Origin of the sequence: Flavobacterium sp. N2550 (assembly GCF_025947265.1) — a bacterium.
Lineage (GTDB): Bacteria > Bacteroidota > Bacteroidia > Flavobacteriales > Flavobacteriaceae > Flavobacterium > Flavobacterium endophyticum.
The window spans coordinates 2,631,595-2,656,006 of record NZ_CP110007.1 but is presented as its reverse complement, the minus strand read 5'-3'; the positions used below and the strand labels follow the sequence as shown (position 1 = coordinate 2,656,006).

At 43.5% G+C, this 24,412-nt stretch carries 11 protein-coding genes; 5 read left to right on the top strand and 6 right to left on the bottom strand.

Translation table 11 applies throughout. From position 1 onward, the window contains the following. Positions 1-3 precede the first annotated feature (3 nt). Together dnaX and OLM56_RS11665 are read left to right on the top strand one after the other, a co-directional pair. On the top strand, positions 4-1,089 hold the full coding sequence (dnaX, locus tag OLM56_RS11670) for a DNA polymerase III subunit gamma/tau (RefSeq protein ID WP_121376958.1): 1,086 nt from the start codon (positions 4-6) through the stop codon (positions 1,087-1,089). Between the two features lie 170 nt (positions 1,090-1,259). Then, positions 1,260-1,721, top strand: coding sequence for a hypothetical protein (locus OLM56_RS11665; protein WP_264527077.1), 462 nt, complete (start codon positions 1,260-1,262; stop codon positions 1,719-1,721). 10 nt (positions 1,722-1,731) lie between these two features. Here the strand turns inward: OLM56_RS11665 and OLM56_RS11660 are convergent, their stop codons facing one another. Genes OLM56_RS11660 through OLM56_RS11650 form a run of 3 tightly spaced genes read right to left on the bottom strand, consistent with a single transcriptional unit; the run spans position 1,732 to position 5,323 of the window. Then, positions 1,732-2,622 (bottom strand): Ppx/GppA phosphatase family protein, encoded by an 891-nt coding sequence (locus OLM56_RS11660; RefSeq protein ID WP_121376957.1) that lies wholly within the window; start codon positions 2,620-2,622, stop codon positions 1,732-1,734. Between the two features lie 45 nt (positions 2,623-2,667). Next, entirely contained in the window at positions 2,668-4,836 is a 2,169-nt protein-coding gene (ppk1, locus tag OLM56_RS11655; protein ID WP_121376956.1) for a polyphosphate kinase 1, read from the bottom strand. Next, complete coding sequence (locus tag OLM56_RS11650; protein ID WP_121376955.1) at positions 4,820-5,323, bottom strand: SixA phosphatase family protein; 504 nt, start codon at positions 5,321-5,323, stop codon at positions 4,820-4,822. Before OLM56_RS11650 ends, ppk1 begins: the two co-directional genes overlap by 17 nt. A 558-nt stretch (positions 5,324-5,881) precedes the next feature. Between OLM56_RS11650 and OLM56_RS11645 the strand changes: the two genes are divergently transcribed. From OLM56_RS11645 to OLM56_RS11635, 3 genes are read left to right on the top strand one after another with little or no spacing between them, the layout of a single operon-like run. After that, positions 5,882-18,694, top strand: coding sequence for a choice-of-anchor L domain-containing protein (locus OLM56_RS11645; protein ID WP_264527076.1), 12,813 nt, complete (start codon positions 5,882-5,884; stop codon positions 18,692-18,694). A 49-nt stretch (positions 18,695-18,743) separates the two neighbouring features. After that, entirely contained in the window at positions 18,744-19,655 is a 912-nt protein-coding gene (locus OLM56_RS11640; RefSeq protein ID WP_121376283.1) for a type IX secretion system membrane protein PorP/SprF, read from the top strand. A 12-nt stretch (positions 19,656-19,667) separates the two neighbouring features. After that, a complete protein-coding gene (locus OLM56_RS11635) occupies positions 19,668-21,611 on the top strand; it encodes an OmpA family protein (protein ID WP_264527075.1) in 1,944 nt (647 codons plus the stop codon). Between the two features lie 367 nt (positions 21,612-21,978). Here OLM56_RS11635 and OLM56_RS11630 read toward each other — a convergent pair whose 3' ends face one another. From OLM56_RS11630 to OLM56_RS11620, 3 genes are all read right to left on the bottom strand, one after another. After that, positions 21,979-22,446: a CAP domain-containing protein gene (locus tag OLM56_RS11630; RefSeq protein WP_264527074.1), complete on the bottom strand. Its 468-nt coding sequence runs from the start codon at positions 22,444-22,446 to the stop codon at positions 21,979-21,981. 218 nt (positions 22,447-22,664) lie between these two features. Then, positions 22,665-23,306 (bottom strand): pyridoxamine 5'-phosphate oxidase, encoded by a 642-nt coding sequence (gene pdxH, locus OLM56_RS11625; protein ID WP_264527073.1) that lies wholly within the window; start codon positions 23,304-23,306, stop codon positions 22,665-22,667. Positions 23,307-23,489: 183 nt separating this feature from the next. After that, positions 23,490-24,395, bottom strand: coding sequence for a ribonuclease Z (locus OLM56_RS11620; protein ID WP_264527072.1), 906 nt, complete (start codon positions 24,393-24,395; stop codon positions 23,490-23,492). Positions 24,396-24,412: the final 17 nt, after the last annotated feature.

Genomic DNA, 24,412 nt, shown 5'->3' with positions numbered 1-24,412 from the left:
TCTATGGAACATTTCGTTGTATCAGCCCGCAAATACCGTCCGCAAACATTCAAAGATGTTGTGGGTCAGCAGGCTATTACAAATACTTTATTGAATGCCATAGAAAACAATCACCTTGCTCAAGCCCTTCTTTTTACAGGTCCTAGAGGTGTCGGAAAGACAACTTGTGCCAGAATCTTGGCCCGAAAAATAAATCAAGAAGGTTATGACGATCCTACAGAAGATTTTGCATTCAATGTTTTTGAATTGGATGCGGCTTCAAACAACTCTGTCGACGATATCAGAAACCTGATTGACCAAGTTAGAATCCCACCACAGACCGGACAATATAAAGTGTATATTATTGACGAGGTGCACATGCTTTCACAGGCTGCTTTCAATGCTTTTTTGAAAACGTTGGAAGAACCGCCTAAGCATGCGATTTTTATTCTGGCTACGACTGAAAAGCACAAAATCATTCCTACGATTTTATCGCGCTGTCAGATATTTGATTTCAAGAGAATTACGGTAAAAGATGCTAAAAACCATTTGGCAGATGTAGCGCAAAGCGAAGGAATTACTTTCGAAGATGATGCGCTTCATATCATTGCCCAAAAAGCTGACGGCGCCATGCGTGATGCTTTGTCAATTTTTGACAGGGTTGTAAGTTTTTCGGGTAACAATCTTACGCGTCTAGCGGTTACAGAGAATTTAAATGTGCTGGATTACGAAACGTATATCAATATGACCGATCTGATTTTGGAAAACAAGATTCCAGAATTGCTGATTGCATATAATGAAGTTCTTTCTAAAGGTTTTGATGGCCACCATTTTATAGCTGGACTTGCCTCTCACTTTAGAGATTTGCTGGTTTCAAAGACACCAAGTACTTTAGCTTTGTTAGAAGCTGGCGAGCAAGCTCAAAAAATGTACGGACTGCAGGCTCAAAAGGCTTCGCAAGATTTTCTTTTAAAAGGAATTGATTTGGCAAACGATTGTGATTTAAAATTCAAATCGAGCCAAAACCAGCGTTTGCTTGTGGAACTCTGCCTGATGCAATTGGCCTCTATCACTTTTGATGGAGAAAAAAAAAAGTTGACGGATATATAATTCCTCCTAACTACTTCTACGGAAGAGTATTCGAAATTCCTGTAAAATCTCCAGAAATCATTCAAGTAGAGACCGTTCCTGTTGTTGAAAAAACTGCTCCTACTGAAGAAAAACAGCCTGAAAAGGAAATAGCTACTGTTCCAAAAATCGAAACTCCCGTTGAGAATAACTTGCCGAAAGTTTCTGCACTTTCACTTTCTAGTATTAAGGCGAAACGCGAGTTGGAAAAAGCAAATAGTGCTATTGTAAAACATGAAGCTGAATTGCCAAAAGAGCCTTTTACCGAAACCGACATGCTTTTGCAATGGAACAAATATGCACAGCGTTTGGGTGATAAAGGCTATAAAATTCTTGAAGCGCTCTTGTTAATCAATGATCCAAAATTAAAAGGGACTACCATCTATCATGAACTTCCTAATGAAGGTTCAAAAATCGAATTTGAATCCGAAAAACATGATCTTTTGGGCCACTTACGTGGAAAACTTCATAATTATGATATCCAAATTGAGGTCATCGTTAACGAATCTGTAGAAAATAAATTTGCTTTCACGCCGCAAGACAAATTCAACAGATTGAATGAAATCAATCCGAGCTTGGATCTTTTAAGAAAGACCTTTGATCTAGATTTCTAGACCAAATCCTTTAAATTTTATTGTAATACATCGCTTTTACTATACCGTCAGACAGTCCAATTTTTGGAACATAAATATTACGGGCACCGCTCCATTTCATCGCATTCAGATAGACTTTTAGCGCTGGAATAATGACATCAGCGCGATCGGCATTAAGACCTAATTCGGCAATTCGCTGTTCGTACGAAAGTCCATTAAGAAAAGAAAATTGCGAATTCAGATACATATAAGACAATGGTTTTTCCTGCAGTTTTCCTGACATCTTAAAGACTTTATTGATATTTCCGCCAGAACCAATCATGTTTATCTGCTCGTAATCTTCTGTCACGTGCTTGATCCATTTTTCGATTTCTTGCCATACGATGTCATTGACCATATTATTCAGCAAGCGAACCGTTCCGATCTTGAATGATTTTGAAGCTACGATCTTTCCTTCAGCAAAAAGCGAAAATTCCGTGCTTCCGCCGCCAACATCTACATAAAGATACGTCTGATCGGTTTTTAATAAATGATGTAAATCTGTAGAAGCAATTATTGCGGCTTCTTTTTTTCCGTCGATAATCTCAATTTTTATATCCGCTTTTTTCTTGATCAGTTCTACGACTTCTTTTCCGTTATAAGCTTCACGCATGGCCGAAGTCGCACAGGCCATATATTTTTCGACTTTATGTACCTTCATCAAAAGCTTGAAAGCTTTCATGGCATCGATCATCCGTTCGATATTTTCATCGGTAATTTCTCCTACCGTGAAAGCATCCTGACCGAGACGAATCGGAACTCGGACAAGGGAACTTTTGCTAAATTGTGTTTCTTTTCCTTTTTGCTCGACAATATTTGCTACAAGCAATCGCATTGCGTTTGAACCTATATCTATTGCCGCATATTTTTTTATCGTAATCATAAATTCTTTTATAGCATTTTTAAATGGAACCTTGAGAAGTGATAGCTATTCTTTAGGTTCGATTACAGTTCCAGGAGTCAATTCTTCTGATGATATGACTTCTAACTTGTCTCTGTAATAATTGTAGGTTTCTAATTGTGCCCTGAAAACGCGGTCATCTTTTCGCATTTTGTAGAGATTGTCTAATTTTTCGGAATGAAGCCTCACTTTTACATTTCCTTTCCAACCGATATTGAACGTATCGATCAATTCTTGTTTAATGTTCTTATCGTAAATCGGACAGGTAACTTCTACTCTTCCGTCTAGATTTCTGGTCATAAAATCTGCTGAGGAAATATAAACTTCGGGATCGCCTTCGTTTCCAAATATGTATACTCTAGAATGTTCTAGATAATTATCTACAATACTGATGGCTTCAATATTATCGCTCATGCCAGGAATACCAGGAATAAGGGAACAAATCCCTCGAATTATCAACCTAATCTTGACTCCCGCCCTGCTCGCATCGTATAACTTATCAATCATTCCGTAATCTGACAAGCTATTCATTTTTAAGCTAATGTAGGCTTCTTTTCCAGCCAACGCATTCTCAATTTCTCTATCGATTAGCTTTTCAAAGCGCGTTCTTGTATAATGTGGCGAAACAATCAGGTGTTTGTAGCGATGTATTCTATAATTAATATCAAAAAAGTCGAAGATTTTGGCAACGTCTTTTAGAATTTTAGAATGACTCGTAAATAATGTTACATCGGTATAAACTTTAGCTGTGGATTCGTTAAAGTTTCCAGTAGAAATCAGTCCGTAGCGTTTTACTTTTCCTTCTTCAAGGCGTTCTATCACACATATTTTACTGTGGACTTTGAGGCCTTTTATTCCGAAAATCAGTTCTATACCTTCAGTCTGCATTTGTTCTGCATAGGAAATGTTGCTGGCTTCATCAAAACGGGCCTGCAACTCAATCTGAACGGTTACTTTTTTGCCATTTTTTGCCGCATTGATCAAGGAACTGATAATTTGGGAATTCTTTGCCAACCTATACAAAGTGATTTTTATGGAAACTACTTTAGGATCAAGCGCAGCTTCTCTCAAGAATTTGATCAGATAGGAAAACGACTGATAAGGTGCATTTACCAAATAGTCTTTTTCGGCAATTTTTTCAAGCATGCTTCCTTCCAAACTAAGTCCATCAACGGGCAGCGGAACATTCGATTGGTATAATAAATCATATCTTCCAAGATTCGGGAAGTCCATATAATCACGGCGATTATGGTACCTTCCTCCAGGAATGATACTGTCGGTAGAATCGATTCCCATCTTATTCAGGAAAAATTTCAGCGTATCTTTTTCAATCGATTGGTCGTATACAAAACGAACAGGTTCTCCGATTCGACGATCTTTTACGCTCGAAGAAATCTTCTCCATCAAACTCTTGCTCAAATCACTATCGATATCCAACTGGGCATCTCTGGTAATTTTTATCATGTGAGCCGAAATGCTTTCGTAATCAAAAATATTGAATATGCTACTGAGATTGTATCGAATTACATCGTCTAACAATATGATATACTGCTTGTTATTGCTCGACGGAAGTACTACAAAACGGTTTATCGTTTTCGGGATTTCGATAACGGCATAACGCACGTCTTTTTTAGGCTTCTTGATTTTCAGCACTGTATCCTTTACGACAATCTTGGTGATTGCTTTTGGCTTGGTCATGACTAATTTAATGGCAAGATAGCCTGAAGTATCTTTCAGCACCGGAAATTCAGCCAAATCATTCAAGATGATGGTTACTAGAGCCGGGCTTACTTTTTGAATGAAAAAGTCTTTTATAAAATTCTCTTGTTCCCTAGAAATTTCGGTCTCATTAATGATGAAAATGTTTTCGTTTTCGAGTTCATTTTCAATATTGCTCAAAATCCTAAGGCTTTCGGACTGTTGCTGGATAACGATTTCTGTAATATCCTTAACCAATTGCTGAGAACTGATACCTCCTAAAAGCTTCTCTCCTGAAATACCAGAATGGCTCAAGCGGCGGATAGCGGCAAATCGTACCCTGAAAAATTCATCAAGATTATTTGAAAAAATTCCTAAAAAACGGAGTCTGTCTAATAAAGGTACATTTTTATCGGCGGCTTCTTGGAGTACTCTGGCATTGAAAGCAAGCCAGCTTTTTTCGCGATCAATATAACGGTAATCAATTGGTTGAATCATATTTTCTTAAATCTCTAGGAAAAATCACTTTTTGTGTTTTGCCTTTATCGATCGACTGCCAGTCATTGCTCTGAAAATTGATAGAAACAAATCCTGATGTAGGAACATTATCGATAAAAACGTTCCCAAATTTATTAACAAAATTTGTTATAGCATCATTATGACCGAAAAGAATAACATTGTCATAATCATTATTACACGATTTTATAATTTTTTCCAGCTGCCTTTCGTCAAAAGTATAGAGTTCATCCTTAAAAATGATGCTTTCGATTGGGCAGGAAAGATTTTGCGCAAAAATAATAGCCGTTTCAGAGGCTCTTTTTGCAGTGCTGCTCAATATGATAAATGTTTTTGGCAGGTGTCCGCCAATTTCCATAGATACTAAATGAGCATCATTCATTCCTCTTGTCGCTAATGGACGGTCTTTGTCTAGAAGTGGGGCATTCCAGCTTGATTTTGCATGTCGTATTAATATCAAATTTTTCATGTACTGATAATTTTAAAACTAGTTAAACCTCGAAAAACACTTCTATTTATAAGAACAAATTACAAAAAAAAGTTTACTTCACAGAGTTTTTAAGCACTTTTATCGAAAAAACTGAGGTTTTGGATTAGTTAAATATTTATTAATATACATTCGTCCTATAAAAGTCAATCATAAAACTTTAGAAGCTCACCACAAGCGACAAAATTTGAATAGCAAAACTTAATACCACCTTGAAGTTTTTCTATTGAGTCTGATTGCAAAATTTCCCTCAAAACGAAAACACTAAGTCGTCCAAATATCTGGGCTTTTTTGTCATGCTTTAGATTCAATAAAAAACAATAAACAAGCCATAAAATTAATAATAACTAAAAAAAACTAATCGAATTATGAGCAAATTATACAATAATGATACTTTAACGACTATTTCTGCTATTCACGGATAAAATTGTTTATCTCAAAAACTAGATACTAATTTTACCCGTTGAAGTGATTTTCTAATCTTATTTTTTATCCAAAATAAGTTCTCGCTTTAAAAATTTTACCCAAAAAAATACGTACATGAAAAATTTTACGCTGCATGAGGATATAAAAGCTACACATACTTTTATATCCAAAAACCAAAATGTCTGCTTAAAAAAACTGGCCCGATTAAACGCCTTGTTAACAATGTCTTGCAAGTTGGTTACAGTAACCTTTTTGCTTTTGCTGTCTGTGAATTCATTTGCTCAGCAAAAAGAACTTTTTAATACCAGGGTTACAAAGCCAAACATTCCATACACTCCTGAAAAGAAGGCAAAAGGCGGACTTGAGTACCAAACTTTGGCCGTTGCAGGATCTATTTCTGTGGCCGAAAATGCTACTTACAATGCTTATACAGCCGAACAATTAGTGAAAAATCTTTTTGTAACAGGATGTCTGTCTGCCAGCAATGTAAGATTCGGATATTATCGAAGAAACAATAATACCTACACTTGGCAGAACCATAGCTGGCCTGCAACTCCGGGTGACCGTCAATTGGCTTATTTCAATAAAGCAACTTCTACCTTCCCAATCGAGGAAGGATTATTGCTGACTACTGGAAAAGCATCTTCTGCAATGGGTCCGAACAATACTGGCGGAAAATCAGATGAAATGGTAGATGCTGCTAACGATCCTGATTTGGTTTCTATTTCTGGGCAAACAATTAAGGATGCTTCTATTCTTGAATTTGATTTTGTACCTGCCGGAAATACGCTAGAATTTAAATATGTTTTTTCCTCTGAAGAATATCTAGAATATTGCGAAACAAGCTATAATGATGCGTTTGGATTTTTCTTAAGCGGTCCTGGAATCTCAGGTCCATACAGAAACAATGCCATCAACCTTGCGCTTTTGCCAAGCAGCAATATACCGATTTCTATCAATACGATCCATTCAGCTGGAACTAATGTTGATAACGTTAATTTCCCAGCAGAAAACGGTCAATACTATACAAATAATGCTAACGGTTCAACAACTACCCAATTTGACGGGAACACTGTTATCTTAACCGCTACTTATCCTGTTACTCCTTGTTCAACTTATAGAATCAAACTGAGTATCGGTGATGCAAGAGACCAGCAATGGGATTCTGGTGTTTTCTTGGGTGCCAGAAGTTTTAATTCTGAAAATATTATTCTTACGAATTACGGAAACCTTATTGAGAACCAGAACAACCTTTTTGAAGGATGTAATAATAAATTCAGGGTACAAAGAACAGGCAGCGATATTTCGCAGCCATTAGTTGTTAATTTGCTTTTGTCAGGAACCTTCACAAATGGTGTCGATGTTCAAACAACTGGCGGACAACCTTTCCCTACGCAAGTAACAATTCCTGCAAATGCAACGTATGTTGACATTCCTTATACTACGATAGCAGATGCCATTTCAGATAATGGTGAAACTTTTATTGTAAGAACAATTACAAGCTGCCCTTGTTCGACAGATGTTGTGTATGTTACGCAGACTATGAATATATACGAAACTGCTGTACTCAATTCGATTAATGCAACCAACGCGCAATGTAACGGACAAAATAACGGAACGTTGACAGTTAACGTTTCTGGAGGTTCAGGAAGCTATTTATATTCTATCAACAATGGCACTAACTGGCAAAGCATAAATACATTTTCGAATTTAGCCCCTGGAAATTATACGGTAGTTGTAAAAGACCCAGGTAGCTGCAAGCCAAATATTAGCGGTACTACAACTATCGGTAACCCTACTCCTATTGTTGCAAACGCTGGACCAGATGTTACTATCTGTCCTGGTGGCAATACACAATTAAGCGGAAGCGGCGGTGTCGTATACAGCTGGAGTCCATCTACTGGGTTAAACTTTAATAATATCGCAAACCCAATTGCTTCTCCGACTACAACAACAACATATACACTTACAGTTACAAATGCTAGTGGACAATGTACATCGACTGATCAAGTAACGGTAAATGTAGGAGCGCAACCTGTGGCTCCAACAGCTGCAAGTGTAAATAACAATAATTTCTGTTCTAATGCTGGCGGAAATATCATTCTGTCTGCAACTGGAGGATCGGGTACCAATTTAAAATGGTATACTGACAGCTGCGGAGGTACATCAATCGGTACAGGAAACAACTTATCTATAGCAGCTCCAACACAAACAACAACATATTATGTACGTTGGGAAAACAGTTGCGGAAACTCTTCTTGTGCACAAGTTACTGTTACTGTAAAACCATCTGTTAATCTGACAGGACCATCTAATAGTACTATAGAAGGATGCAGCCGAACCAGTATTTCTCCTTTAGCATATAGCGAGACACCTGTTTCAATTACGTTAGCGCAATTTTTAACTGCTGGAGGAACTACATCAAACTCTGGGTTAGCACACACTATAACATATAGAGATACTAGCACAGGCAGCTGCCCTACTATTGTAACTCGAGTATTTACTGTAGCTACAGATTGTACATCAGCCAATTTTACCCAAACAATTACAATAAACGATACGACTGCTCCGACATTCGATGGGATTCTTCCTTCTAATGTAACAGTATCTTGTAACAATATCCCAGCAGCTGCAGACCTTAAGGCAACTGATAATTGCGGAACTGTTATGGTAAAAATGCTGGAAACAAGAACCAACGGAAGCTGTGCCGGAAATTATATCCTTACAAGAAAATGGACAGCTACTGATACATGCAGTAACACCGTAACTCACACGCAGACAATTACTGTAACCGATACAAACGCACCGACATTTAACGGAACCCTTCCTTCGAACATAACAGCATCTTGCGGAAATATCCCAGCTGCTGCTGTATTGACTGCAACCGATGCCTGCGGAAGCGCTGCGGTAACATTCGCTGAGACAAGAACCGACGGTGCATGCGCCGGAAGCTACACGCTTACAAGAAAATGGACGGCTACCGACCTTTGCGGCAATACTGCCGTACATACCCAGACAGTGACAGTGACCGATACGCAGGCTCCTGTATTTGCAGGAACACTGCCTGCTGCCAGCATAACTGCTGCTTGCGGAAACATTCCAGCTGCTGCTGTATTGACTGCAACCGATGCCTGCGGAAGCGCTGCGGTAACATTCGCCGAGACAAGAACCGACGGTGCCTGCGCCGGAAGCTACACGCTTACAAGAAAATGGACGGCTACCGACCTTTGCGGCAATACTGCCGTACATACCCAGACAGTGACAGTGACCGATACGCAGGCTCCTGTATTTGCAGGAACACTGCCTGCTGCCAGCATAACTGCAGCTTGCGGAAACATCCCGACTGCTGTTACGCTTACCGCGACTGATGCCTGCGGAAGCGCTGCGGTAACATTCGCCGAGACAAGGACCGACGGTGCCTGCGCCGGAAGCTACACGCTTACAAGAAAATGGACGGCTACCGACCTTTGCGGCAATACTGCCGTACATACTCAAGTCGTGACCGTGACCGATACGCAGGCTCCTGTATTTGCAGGAACACTGCCTGCTGCCAGCATAACTGCAGCTTGCGGAAACATCCCGGCTGCTGCTGTACTTACCGCGACTGATGCCTGCGGAAGCGCTACGGTAACATTCGCCGAGACAAAGACCGACGGTGCCTGCGCCGGAAGCTATACCCTTACGAGAAAATGGACGGCTACCGACCTTTGCGGCAATACTGCCGTACATACTCAAGTCGTGACCGTGACTGATACCCAGGCTCCTGTATTTGCAGGAACTCTGCCTGCTGCCAGCATAACTGCAGCTTGCGGAAACATCCCGGCTGCGACTGTACTTACCGCGACTGATGCCTGCGGAAGCGCGACTGTAACTTTCGCTGAGACAAGAACCGACGGTGCATGCGCCGGAAGCTACACGCTTACAAGAAAATGGACGGCTACCGACCTTTGCGGCAATACTGCCGTACATACTCAAGTCGTGACCGTGACCGATACGCAGGCTCCTGTATTTGCAGGAACACTGCCTGCTGCCAGCATAACTGCAGCTTGCGGAAACATCCCGGCTGCTGCTGTACTTACCGCGACTGATGCCTGCGGAAGCGCTACGGTAACATTCGCCGAGACAAAGACCGACGGTGCCTGCGCCGGAAGCTATACCCTTACGAGAAAATGGACGGCTACCGACCTTTGCGGCAATACTGCCGTACATACTCAAGTCGTGACCGTGACTGATACCCAGGCTCCTGTATTTGCAGGAACTCTGCCTGCTGCCAGCATAACTGCAGCTTGCGGAAACATCCCGGCTGCGACTGTACTTACCGCGACTGATGCCTGCGGAAGCGCGACTGTAACTTTCGCTGAGACAAGAACCGACGGTGCATGCGCCGGAAGCTACACGCTTACTAGAAAATGGACGGCTGCCGACCTTTGCGGCAATACTGCCGTACATACTCAAGTCGTGACCGTGACCGATACCCAGGCTCCTGTATTTGCAGGAACTCTGCCTGCTGCCAGCATAACTGCAGCTTGCGGAAACATCCCGGCTGCGACTGTACTTACCGCGACTGATGCCTGCGGAAGCGCGACTGTAACTTTCGCCGAGACAAGAACCGACGGTGCATGCGCCGGAAGCTACACGCTTACTAGAAAATGGACGGCTGCCGACCTTTGCGGCAATACTGCCGTACATACCCAGACAGTGACCGTGACCGATACGCAGGCTCCGACATTCAATGGAACCCTTCCTTCAAACATAACGGCTTCATGTAATAATATCCCAGCTCCGGCTACGCTTACTGCGACTGATGCCTGCGGAAGCGCGACTGTAACTTTCGCTGAGACAAGAACCGACGGTGCATGCGCCGGAAGCTACACGCTTACTAGAAAATGGACGGCTGCCGATCTTTGCGGGAACACTGCCGTACACACACAAGTAGTGACCGTGACCGATACCCAGGCTCCTGTATTTGCAGGAACACTGCCATCAAACATTACGGCAGCTTGCGGAAACATCCCGGCTGCTGCTGTACTTACTGCAACCGATGCCTGCGGAAGCGCGACTGTAACTTTTGCGGAGACAAGAACCGACGGTGCATGCGCCGGAAGCTACACCCTTACAAGAAAATGGACGGCTACCGATCTTTGCGGGAACACTGCCGTACATACCCAGACAGTGACCGTGACCGATACCCAGGCTCCTGTATTTGCAGGAACACTGCCTGCTGCCAGCATAACTGCTGCCTGCGGAAACATCCCGGCTGCGGCCACGCTTACTGCGACTGATGCCTGCGGAAGCGCGACTGTAACATTCGCCGAGACAAGGACCGACGGTGCATGCGCCGGAAGCTACACCCTTACGAGAAAATGGACGGCTACCGATCTTTGCGGAAATACTGCGGTACACACACAGACAGTGAGCGTGACCGATACGCAGGCTCCGACATTCAATGGAACTCTTCCTTCAAACATAACGGCTTCATGCAATAATATACCGACAGCAGCAGTATTGACCGCTGCAGACGCCTGCGGAAGCGCCACTGTAACATTTGCTGAGACCAGGACCGATGGTGCATGCGCCGGAAGCTATACCCTTACGAGAAAATGGACGGCTACCGATCTTTGCGGGAACACTGCCGTACACACGCAAGTAGTGACCGTGACTGATACGCAGGCTCCTGTATTTGCAGAAACATTGCCTGCTGCCAGCATAACTGCTGCCTGCGGAAACATTCCTGCTGCGGCAGTATTGACCGCTGCAGATGCCTGCGGAAGCGCGACTGTAACATTCGCCGAGACAAGGACTGACGGAAACTGCCCGTCATCATATATATTGACAAGAAAATGGACGGCTACTGACCTTTGCGGTAACACTGCCGTACATACCCAGACAGTGACCGTGACTGATACGCAGGCTCCTGTATTTGCAGGAACATTGCCTGCTGCTGAACTGGCTGCGTCTTGCGACAACATTCCGGCTGCGGCTACGTTAACTGCAACTGATGCCTGCGGAACTGCGACTGTAACTTTTGCCGAGACTAGGACTGACGGAAACTGCCCGTCATCATATATATTGACAAGAAAATGGACGGCTACTGACCTTTGCGGTAACACTGCCGTACATACCCAGACAGTGACCGTGACCGATACCCAGGCTCCTGTATTTGCAGGAACACTGCCTGCGGCTGAAGTGGCTGCGTCTTGCGACAATATCCCGGCTGCAGCTACGTTAACTGCAACCGATGCTTGCGGAAGTGCGACTGTAACATTTGCGGAGACTAGGACAGATGGTGCCTGTGCCGGAAGCTACACGCTTACAAGAAAATGGACGGCTACTGACCTTTGCGGGAACACTGCCGAGCATATTCAGACAGTAACCGTGACTGATACCCAGGCTCCTGTATTTGCAGGAACATTGCCTGCTGCCAGCATAACTGCTGCCTGCGGAAACATCCCGGCTGCGGCTACGTTAACTGCGACTGATGCCTGCGGAAGCGCGACTGTGACTTTTGCTGAGACAAGGACAGACGGTGCCTGTGCCGGAAGCTACACGCTTACAAGAAAATGGACGGCTACTGACCTTTGCGGGAACACTGCCGAGCATATTCAGACAGTAACCGTGACTGATACCCAGGCTCCTGTATTTGCAGGAACATTGCCTGCTGCCAGCATAACTGCTGCCTGCGGAAACATCCCGGCTGCGGCTACGTTAACTGCGACTGATGCCTGCGGAAGCGCGACTGTGACTTTTGCTGAGACAAGGACAGACGGTGCCTGTGCCGGAAGCTACACGCTTACAAGAAAATGGACGGCTACCGACCTTTGCGGCAATACAGCCGAGCACACTCAAGTAGTGAATGTAACCGATACCCAGGCTCCTGTATTTGCAGGAACACTGCCTGCGGCTGAAGTGGCTGCGTCTTGCGACAATATCCCGGCTGCAGCTACGTTAACTGCAACTGATGCTTGCGGAAGTGCGACTGTAACTTTTGCCGAGACTAGGACTGACGGTGCCTGCGCCGGAAGCTACACGCTTACAAGAAAATGGACGGCTACCGACCTTTGCGGCAATACAGCCGAGCACACTCAAGTAGTGAATGTAACCGATACCCAGGCTCCTGTATTTGCAGGAACACTGCCTGCGGCTGAAGTGGCTGCGTCTTGCGACAATATCCCGGCTGCAGCTACGTTAACTGCAACTGATGCTTGCGGAAGTGCGACTGTAACTTTTGCCGAGACTAGAACTGATGGTGCTTGTGCCGGAAGCTACACGCTTACAAGAAAATGGACGGCTACTGACCTTTGCGGGAACACTGCCGTACATACCCAGACAGTGACCGTGACCGATACCCAGGCTCCTGTATTTGCAGGAACATTGCCTGCTGCCAGCATAACTGCTGCTTGCGGAAACATCCCGGCTGCTGCTGTACTTACCGCGACTGATGCCTGCGGAAGTGCGACTGTAACTTTTGCTGAGACAAGAACCGATGGTGCTTGCGCCGGAAGCTACACGCTTACAAGAAAATGGACGGCTACTGACCTTTGCGGAAATACTGCCGAGCACACTCAAGTAGTGAATGTAACCGATACCCAGGCCCCTGTATTCGCAGGAACATTGCCTTCAAACATTACGGCTTCATGTGAAAACGTACCTACTGCTGCTACGTTGACTGCAACCGATGCTTGCGGAAGTGCGACTGTAACTTTTGCTGAAACTAGAACCGATGGTGCTTGCGCCGGAAGCTATATCCTGACAAGAAAATGGACCGCTACCGACCTTTGCGGAAATACTGCCGAGCATACGCAAACAGTGACTGTAACCGATACCCAGGCTCCTGTATTTGCAGGAACATTGCCTGCTGCCAGCATAACTGCTGCTTGCGGAAACATCCCGGCTGCGGCTGTACTTACAGCGACTGATGCCTGCGGAACTGCAACGGTGACTTTTGCCGAGACTAGGACTGACGGTGCCTGCGCCGGAAGCTACACGCTTACAAGAAAATGGACGGCTACCGACCTTTGCGGCAATACTGCCGAGCACACTCAAGTAGTGAATGTAACCGATACCCAGGCTCCTGTATTTGCAGGAACACTGCCTGCGGCTGAAGTGGCTGCGTCTTGCGACAATATCCCGGCTGCAGCTACGTTAACTGCAACTGATGCTTGCGGAAGTGCGACTGTAACTTTTGCCGAGACTAGAACTGATGGTGCTTGTGCCGGAAGCTACACGCTTACAAGAAAATGGACGGCTACTGACCTTTGCGGAAATACTGCGGAGCATACGCAAACAGTGACTGTGACCGATACCCAGGCCCCTGTATTCGCAGGAACATTGCCTTCAAACATTACAGCTTCATGTGAAAACGTACCTACTGCTGTTACGTTGACTGCAACCGATGCCTGCGGGACTGCGACTGTAACATTCGCCGAGACAAGGACAGACGGTGCTTGCGCCGGAAGCTATACGCTTACAAGAAAATGGACGGCTACCGACCTTTGCGGAAATACTGCCGAGCATATTCAGACAGTAACCGTGACTGATACGCAGGCTCCTGTATTTGCAGGAACATTGCCTGCTGCCAGCATAACTGCTGCTTGCGGAAACATCCCGGCTGCTGCTGTACTTACCGCGACTGATGCCTGCGGAAGTGCGACTGTAACTTTTGCTGAGACAAGAACCGATGGTGCTTGCGCCGGAAGCTACACGCTTACAAGAAAATGGACGGCTACTGACCTTTGCGGAAATACTGCCGAGCACACTCAAGTAGTGAATGTAACCGATACCCAGGCCCCTGTATTCGCAGGAACATTGCCTTCAAACATTACGGCTTCATGTGAAAACGTACCTACTGCTGCTACGTTGACTGCAACCGATGCTTGCGGAAGTGCGACTGTAACTTTTGCTGAAACTAGAACCGATGGTGCTTGCGCCGGAAGCTATATCCTGACAAGAAAATGGACCGCTACTGACCTTTGCGGAAATACTGCGGAGCATACGCAAACAGTGACTGTAACCGATACCCAGGCTCCTGTATTTGCAGGAACATTGCCTGCTGCCAGCATAACTGCTGCTTGCGGAAACATCCCGGCTGCGGCTGTACTTACAGCGACTGATGCCTGCGGAACTGCAACGGTGACTTTTGCCGAGACTAGGACTGACGGTGCCTGCGCCGGAAGCTACACGCTTACAAGAAAATGGACGGCTACCGACCTTTGCGGCAATACTGCCGAGCACACTCAAGTAGTGAATGTAACCGATACCCAGGCTCCTGTATTTGCAGGAACACTGCCTGCGGCTGAAGTGGCTGCGTCTTGCGACAATATCCCGGCTGCAGCTACGTTAACTGCAACTGATGCTTGCGGAAGTGCGACTGTAACTTTTGCCGAGACTAGAACTGATGGTGCTTGTGCCGGAAGCTACACGCTTACAAGAAAATGGACGGCTACTGACCTTTGCGGAAATACTGCGGAGCATACGCAAACAGTGACTGTGACCGATACCCAGGCCCCTGTATTCGCAGGAACATTGCCTTCAAACATTACAGCTTCATGTGAAAACGTACCTACTGCTGTTACGTTGACTGCAACCGATGCCTGCGGGACTGCGACTGTAACATTCGCCGAGACAAGGACAGACGGTGCTTGCGCCGGAAGCTATACGCTTACAAGAAAATGGACGGCTACCGACCTTTGCGGAAATACTGCCGAGCATATTCAGACAGTAACCGTGACTGATACGCAGGCTCCTGTATTTGCAGGAACACTGCCTGCTGCTGAAGTGGCTGCGTCTTGCGACAATATCCCGGCTGCGGCCACGCTTGCTGCGACTGATGCTTGCGGAAGTGCGACTGTAACTTTTGCCGAGACTAGAACTGATGGTGCTTGTGCCGGAAGCTACACGCTTACAAGAAAATGGACGGCTACTGACCTTTGCGGAAATACTGCGGAGCATACGCAAACAGTGACTGTGACCGATACCCAGGCCCCTGTATTCGCAGGAACATTGCCTTCAAACATTACGGCTTCATGTGAAAACGTACCTACTGCTGCTACGTTGACTGCAACCGATGCTTGCGGAAGTGCGACTGTAACTTTTGCTGAAACTAGAACCGATGGTGCTTGCGCCGGAAGCTATATCCTGACAAGAAAATGGACCGCTACTGACCTTTGCGGAAATACTGCGGAGCATACGCAAACAGTGACTGTAACCGATACCCAGGCTCCTGTATTTGCAGGAACATTGCCTGCTGCCAGCATAACTGCTGCTTGCGGAAACATCCCGGCTGCGGCTGTACTTACAGCGACTGATGCCTGCGGAACTGCAACGGTGACTTTTGCCGAGACTAGGACTGACGGTGCCTGCGCCGGAAGCTACACGCTTACAAGAAAATGGACGGCTACCGACCTTTGCGGCAATACTGCCGAGCACACTCAAGTAGTGAATGTAACCGATACCCAGGCTCCTGTATTTGCAGGAACACTGCCTGCGGCTGAAGTGGCTGCGTCTTGCGACAATATCCCGGCTGCAGCTACGTTAACTGCAACTGATGCTTGCGGAAGTGCGACTGTAACTTTTGCCGAGACTAGAACTGATGGTGCTTGTGCCGGAAGCTACACGCTTACAAGAAAATGGACGGCTACTGACCTTTGCGGAAATACTGCGGAGCATACGCAAACAGTGACTGTGACCGATACCCAGGCCCCTGTATTCGCAGGAACATTGCCTTCAAACATTACAGCTTCATGTGAAAACGTACCTACTGCTGTTACGTTGACTGCAACCGATGCCTGCGGGACTGCGACTGTAACATTCGCCGAGACAAGGACAGACGGTGCTTGCGCCGGAAGCTATACGCTTACAAGAAAATGGACGGCTACCGACCTTTGCGGAAATACTGCCGAGCATATTCAGACAGTAACCGTGACTGATACGCAGGCTCCTGTATTTGCAGGAACATTGCCTGCTGCCAGCATAACTGCTGCTTGCGGAAACATCCCGGCTGCTGCTGTACTTACCGCGACTGATGCCTGCGGAAGTGCGACTGTAACTTTTGCTGAGACAAGAACCGATGGTGCTTGCGCCGGAAGCTACACGCTTACAAGAAAATGGACGGCTACTGACCTTTGCGGAAATACTGCCGAGCACACTCAAGTAGTGAATGTAACCGATACCCAGGCCCCTGTATTCGCAGGAACATTGCCTTCAAACATTACGGCTTCATGTGAAAACGTACCTACTGCTGCTACGTTGACTGCAACCGATGCTTGCGGAAGTGCGACTGTAACTTTTGCTGAAACTAGAACCGATGGTGCTTGCGCCGGAAGCTATATCCTGACAAGAAAATGGACCGCTACTGACCTTTGCGGAAATACTGCGGAGCATACGCAAACAGTGACTGTAACCGATACCCAGGCTCCTGTATTTGCAGGAACATTGCCTGCTGCCAGCATAACTGCTGCTTGCGGAAACATCCCGGCTGCGGCTGTACTTACAGCGACTGATGCCTGCGGAACTGCAACGGTGACTTTTGCCGAGACTAGGACTGACGGTGCCTGCGCCGGAAGCTACACGCTTACAAGAAAATGGACGGCTACCGACCTTTGCGGCAATACTGCCGAGCATACTCAGACAGTAACCGTAACCGATACACAGGCTCCTGTATTTGCAGGAACACTGCCTGCTGCTGAAGTGGCTGCGTCTTGCGACAATATCCCGGCTGCGGCCACGCTTGCTGCGACTGATGCTTGTGGAAGCGCGACTGTGACTTTTGCCGAGACAAGAACCGATGGTGCCTGCGCCGGAAGCTACACGCTTACAAGAAAATGGACGGCTACTGACCTTTGCGGAAATACTGCAGAACATATCCAGACAATAACGGTAAGCGATACGCAAGCCCCTACATTTGTTGAGACTGTACCGGCAGACGTTACCGTAGCTTGTGGAGCAATTCCAACAGCAGTAACTCTAACGGCAACTGACAACTGTAGCCTTGCAACAGTTACGATGACAGAAACTACAGCGAATGGAGCTTGTACTGGTGATTCAGTGATAACAAGAACTTGGATTGCTACTGACTTATGTGGAAACACAACTTCAGCAACCCAAACCATCACAGTAGAAGATAATACTGCTCCATCATTAATTACTCCTTTTGAAGGAACGATAAATGTGGTTTGTAGTGCTATTCCAGATGCGCCAGCTTTACAATTTACAGACTCTTGTTCTTCAGTAGAAAATGTTATATTTGATGAACAGATTGAAAATCAGACAGCAACAGGTTATACTATCGTGAGAACTTGGTCTGCATCTGACAGCTGTGGCAATTCTAATACATTTACACAAACTGTAAATGTTACGATAACAAGCCCAACACAAACAATTCCTAGCGAACTGTGTGTTGAAGATCTTTCAATTGATTTGTTCACATTGCTTGACGGTTCAGTAGAAACAACAGGTACATGGGTTGATACTAATAATTCAGGCGGATTGCAAGGAAGTACATTTAATCCTGCGCAAGTTGCACTTGGAGATTACATATTGAGCTATGTTATCGCTAATGGCGATTGTCCTAGAACTATTCAAGTCAACATGAATGTAAATGACGAATGTATCGTTTTAGCGCCTTGCGAGATCATCGTACACAATGCAATATCACCAAATGGAGATACTCTAAATGAGTTCTTTATGATTGAAGGTCTTGATTGTTACCCAAATAATACGGTAGAAATCTATAACCGCTGGGGTGTTTTAGTATTCGATGCCCAAGGATATGATAATACAAATAAAGTATTCAGAGGAATATCAGAAGGTCGAGCAACAGTTAAAAAATCAGAAGAATTGCCTGATGGAACATACTACTACGTACTTAAATACGTAGATGCTGATGGAAAATCTAGAGAAAAAGCAAGCTATCTATATATTAATAGATAAAGTCTAACTTCCAGGGATGTAAGTCCCTGGAACTAAACAAACAAAATAAATGAAAACAAAATTTTTATTTTTCGCTTTAATGTTGGCAGGTTTTGCAGGTTTTGCGCAACAAGATGCACAATACACGCAGTATATGTACAACACTATTAATATAAATCCGGCTTATGCTGGTTCAAGAGGCGTCATGAGCATTTTTGGCCTTCACAGAACCCAATGGGTTGGATTAGACGGTGCTCCTGTGACCAATGCAGTTTCTTTAAATACCCCTATCAATAATAGTAAATTAGGTGTTGGACTTTCTTTTGTCAATGACAGGATCGGTCCAACTGACGAAAATACAATTTCGGCAGACATCTCCTATACTGTAAAGACATCGGAAACGTATAATCTTTCATTTGGTATCAAAGGAACAGCAAACCTATTCAGCTTAGACGTAAACAAATTAAATCCAGCCGATGCAGGAGATCCACATCTGCAAAATTTCAACAATAATTTTACGCCAAACGTTGGTGCCGGAGTTTATTTTCACTCCGATAAATTGTATGTAGGTCTTTCTGTACCTAACTTTTTCGAATCGACTCGATATGAAGACAATTCCGTTTCTGTATACAAAGAAAGAATGAATTTCTACTTAATCGGAGGTTATGTATTCGACTTAAGCCCTACTATCAAATTCAAGCCCGCTTTCCTTATGAAAACAATTGAAGGCGCTCCCCTACAGCTTGATGTGTCTGGAAACTTCTTGTTCAACGACAAATTTACGATTGGAGCTGCCTGGAGATGGGATGCTGCGGTAAGCGCAATGGCCGGTTTTCAAGTTACCGATGGAATATTCGTAGGTTACGGATACGATCTAGAAACGACAAAACTGTCCAACTACAACTCGGGCTCACATGAGGTGTTCCTACGATTCGAGCTTTTCAACAAATTCAACAAAGTAACTTCACCTAGGTTCTTCTAATACTGCGTAATTATGAAAATCAAATTTACATATATAGCTTTTTTAAGCATCATCTGTATCAGCGGATATTCGCAAAAAGCAGCTGTAGCATCAGCGGATAAGGAATACGAAAAATACGCTTACGTCGATGCAATAAAAACATACGAGCGTGTTGCAGAAAAAGGATACAAATCGCAAGACATGCTTCAGAAGCTTGGAAATTCTTATTATTTCAATGCTGATCTGGAAAATGCCGCGAAATGGTACGGTGAGCTTTTTGCAATGACACAAGATGTAGACGCCGAATACTATTATCGTTATTCTCAATCTTTGAAAGGTATCGGTGATTATAGCAAAGCAAACGAAATGCTTGAAAAATTCAACCAAAAGTCGGGCATCGATTCTAGAGGAAAATTATACGAGGAAAGAAAAAATTATCTAGAAGAAATCAAGAAGAATTCCGGAAGATACAATGTAGAAAATGCAGGTATAAATTCTGAATATTCTGATTATGGAAGTGCTTTCTTTGGCGACAAAGTTGTCTTTACTTCTGCTAGAGATACTGGAAACTTTTCGAAAAGACAGCATTCTTGGACCAATCAATATTTCACAAACATGTATGTTGCCGATATGAGTCTGGAAGGTGCTTTGTCAGCTCCGCAAAAATTTGCGAAAAGCCTGAACACAAAATTCCATGAAGCAACTCCAGCTTTTACCAAAGATGGAAAGACGATGTACTTTACCCGAAACAATTATAACGACGGAAAAAAAGGAAAAAGTAGCGACAAAGTAACATTGTTGAAAATATACAAAGCTACGCTGGAAGGTGATAAATGGACCAATGTAACCGAATTGCCTTTCAACAATAATAACTACAGCGTGGCCCACCCTGCTTTAAGTCCAGATGGAAAAACATTGTATTTTGCTTCTGACATGCCAGGAACGTTAGGCCAGTCTGATATTTTCAAAGTTAGCATTAATGCCGACGGAAGTTTTGGAACTCCAGAAAATTTAGGACCTAAAATCAATACGCCTGGAAGAGAATCTTTTCCTTTTGTATCTGATGAAAACGAATTGTATTTTGCTTCTGATGGTCAGCTTGGCCTTGGAGGATTCGACATTTTTGTTTCAAAAATTGAAAAAGACGGAAGCTTTAAAGAAGTAAAAAATATCGGAGAACCGGCAAATAGCAAAAAAGACGACTTCGGATTTGTTATCAATACGAAAACCAGCAATGGCTTCTTCAGTTCTAACAGAGAAGGCGGAAACGGAAACGATGACATTTACAAATTCCTTGAGACTAAAAAATTAGAATTTGCCTGCGAACAGCTTTTATCAGGAATCGTAACAGACATGGAAACGGGAGCTATCCTTCCAAACACAAAAGTGACCTTGTCTGACGAGAAATTCAACAAGCTAAAAGAAACTACATCAGATGCTACCGGGAAATATGTTTTCGAAGATGTACAATGCGGTAAAACGTATTATGTAAAAGCTGAAAAACCAGAGTATGTTACGAAAGAAGTAAAAGTGACGCTGCCTAAAGAAAGCGGTGAAACCGATCTTCCGATTGCTCTTGAAAAATCAGTTAAGAAAGTCAAAGTGGGTGATGATTTAGCAAAAACATTTGGAATCAAGATTATTTATTTTGACTTAGACAAATGGAACATCCGACCAGATGCAGCTACAGATTTGGCTAAAATTGTTGATGTGATGCGTGAATATCCTACGATGAAAGTAGATGTAAGATCGCATACCGACAGCCGACAAACACACAAATACAATGAAAAACTATCCGACAGAAGAGCAAAATCAACAATTGCTTGGATGATACAAGATGGAATACAAGCTACGCGATTGACAGGAGAAGGTTATGGCGAAACCCAATTAGTAAACAAATGTGCTGATGGAGTTGAATGTTCAGAAGAAGAGCATCAGTTAAACAGACGCAGTGAATTTATCATAACTGAATTATAATCCTAAATGCCCATAAAAAGCAAAAGCATCCTTGACTAGAAGGATGCTTTTTTTGTTATTTACCCTACTGTAATATATTTTAAAAATATATCCCCATACAATAGTTTTCACACATTCGGTACTGAAAGATTAATCAAAACAAAAGAACAATCTTTATATGAATCTATTGTATAAACAGCCTAAGCCTCTATAAATAATCCACGAAAATTAAACCCCATCTAATATTAATTATCTAAAAAAAATAATTCCTGTTGAATTATTGCAATCAGTAATAAATGAAAGGTGAACGTAAATAACAATCTTTTTAGGCCGCTTCAAAAAAAAGACTGCATGAAACTGCAGTCCTTTTTACTGAGTCTCGGCTTTCTTATTTTTTTATGAACATATTCGTATAATACTTGCGTCCTGTTTCTGGGCTTGTACGAACAGAGATTCCAAAATGGGTAAAGTCTCCTTCGATGTTCGCTTTATGGCCAGGACTTTGTAGCCATGCGTGTAATGCAGCTTGAGGCGTTTGATAGTTGTAGGCTACATTTTCATTCACTTTTACCGCTCCAAGTACTTGGATAAGGTTTTGTGATCTTTCTTCAAAAAAAGCATGGTTGACAACGTTATTCTCAATCATGTATTCATTGTGTTCCTCAGACTTGTAAGAGATATGATTGATTGGCTGTAGGATTGGCAAATTAACGGATTGCCGGTGTTCGTTGATAATGCGCATTAAATCTAATTCTGTGGGATTGTAGTCATAATTCTCTACGAGGGTCGAATTAGGGACATTGTTTTCATCAGAAGAGTCCGAAGAACAGGATAACATAGTGAACAACAGAGCCATTGGCACTAATGTTCTGAGCATCATTGCTTTCATAGGTTAAGTAGATTAAGATTTAGATTCAAAAAAGCCTTTGGGAAAACTTTTTCAAATATCAAGCAAGATCATGATGGGGCACAACTCTTACTTAACGATTCAATATTACAAAAACATCGTTGAACTGCAAAATAAAATCGACGAAATGCATGTTATTATATTTTTTAGAAGTAAAAACCTACATTCTAAGAAGAAAGACGGTCTTTTTTCCAAGCCAAATCTTGAAGTTGAAAACGAATACGGTCATGCAATCTATTAGGTCTTCCCTGCCAAAATTCAATTTCATGAGGTTTTACAAGATAACCTCCCCAATAAGGAGGTCGCGTAATTTCTTTTCCAGAAAATTCCGTTTCGAGAGTACGGATTTTATCTTCCAGCACTTCCCTATTCAAAATGACTTCGCTTTGATGAGAAGCAACAGCGCCGAGCTGACTGCCAAAAGGTCGGGAATGGAAATATTCGTCAGAAACTTGATCCGATGTTTTTTCTGCTTTGCCTTTAATGATTACCTGCCTTTCAGCATAAGGCCAGAAAAAAGACAAGCAGACATTTGGGTTTTCTGCGATTGATTTCCCTTTTTCAGATTCGTAGCTCGTAAAGAAAATAAAGCCTTCAGCTGTAAACTGCTTTAAAAGCACGATTCTTGATTTTGGAAAACCATCTTGGCCAATCGTAGCAATGGTCATAGCATTGACCTCTTCGGTACCACCAATGGCCTCGGCTTCATGAAACCAAGTAGAAAACAATTCAAAAGGGTTATCAGGAATAGCGCCTTCGATAAGCTCGCTTTTTTCGTATGATTTTCTGTAGTTGCTTAAGTCTTTCATGTTTCTTTAATAGAGAGTTTCTGAAACACAAAGTTACAAAGTTTAAGAAACGGGTATATGATATTTGTCAGTTTAGTTTTTAGGCACTAAGGTTCTGAGTCGCTAAGGCACTTAGGTTGGTTTATTTAAGAGAATCAGCTAAGTTGTTTCAATAATGAATTTCTTTTCTTAGAACCTTAGGGCCTAAAAAGAAAAGCTCTCCCCATCATCTCCCAAAAGCACATTTGGAAAAACGGTCTCCGCTTCTTCTTTGAACTTTAAAATAGATTCGTATCGTGTAGAATAATGACCTAAGACAAGATTTTTAGTTTTTGCCTTCAATGCGATTCTTGCAGCTTCTTTTGCGGTAGAATGCATCGTTTTTTCCGCCAGCAAGGCTTCTGTTTCTAAAAAGGTAGATTCGTGATAAAGCACATCAACATCTTCGATCAAAGGCAGGATATCTTCATTATAAACCGTATCCGAGCAAAAGGCATAGCTCTTCGGTTTTTCGGGATCAAAAGTCAGCTCTGAGTTTGGAATGACACGACCGTCTTCTAAAGTAATATCACCGCCATGCTTGATTTTTCTGTAATAGACTTGGTCTATTTCATACTGCTGTACAGCATCAATATTAAGCCTTCTTTCGCTAAATTTCTCTTGGAACAAGTAGCCATTCGTATAAATCCTATGTTTTAAAGGAATGGTCTTAACGACAACCTTCTCGTCTTCAAAAACGGTTTCAGATACTGTCGATTCTAATTCGTGAAAATAGAGATTATAGTTGGTCCATGAATTCGACAGTTTTAGCTGCAGCGTGATGATTTCCTTAATTCCTTTTGGACCGTAAATATGCAGGTCGTTTACGCGATTCAGGAGCATGTAGGTAGAAACTAGTCCGACCAATCCATACACGTGATCGCCATGAAGGTGCGAAATAAAAATGTGGTTTATTTTCGAGAATTTGATCTTATTCTTTCGCAACTGGACTTGGGTTCCTTCTCCGCAGTCGATCAAGAACATTCGGTCCCTGATTTCCAATACCTGCGAAGTCGGATTGGTAATGGTTCGGGGTGTTGCGGCATAACAGCCTAAGATCGTCAGTTTCATTTTAAATGCAAACAGAG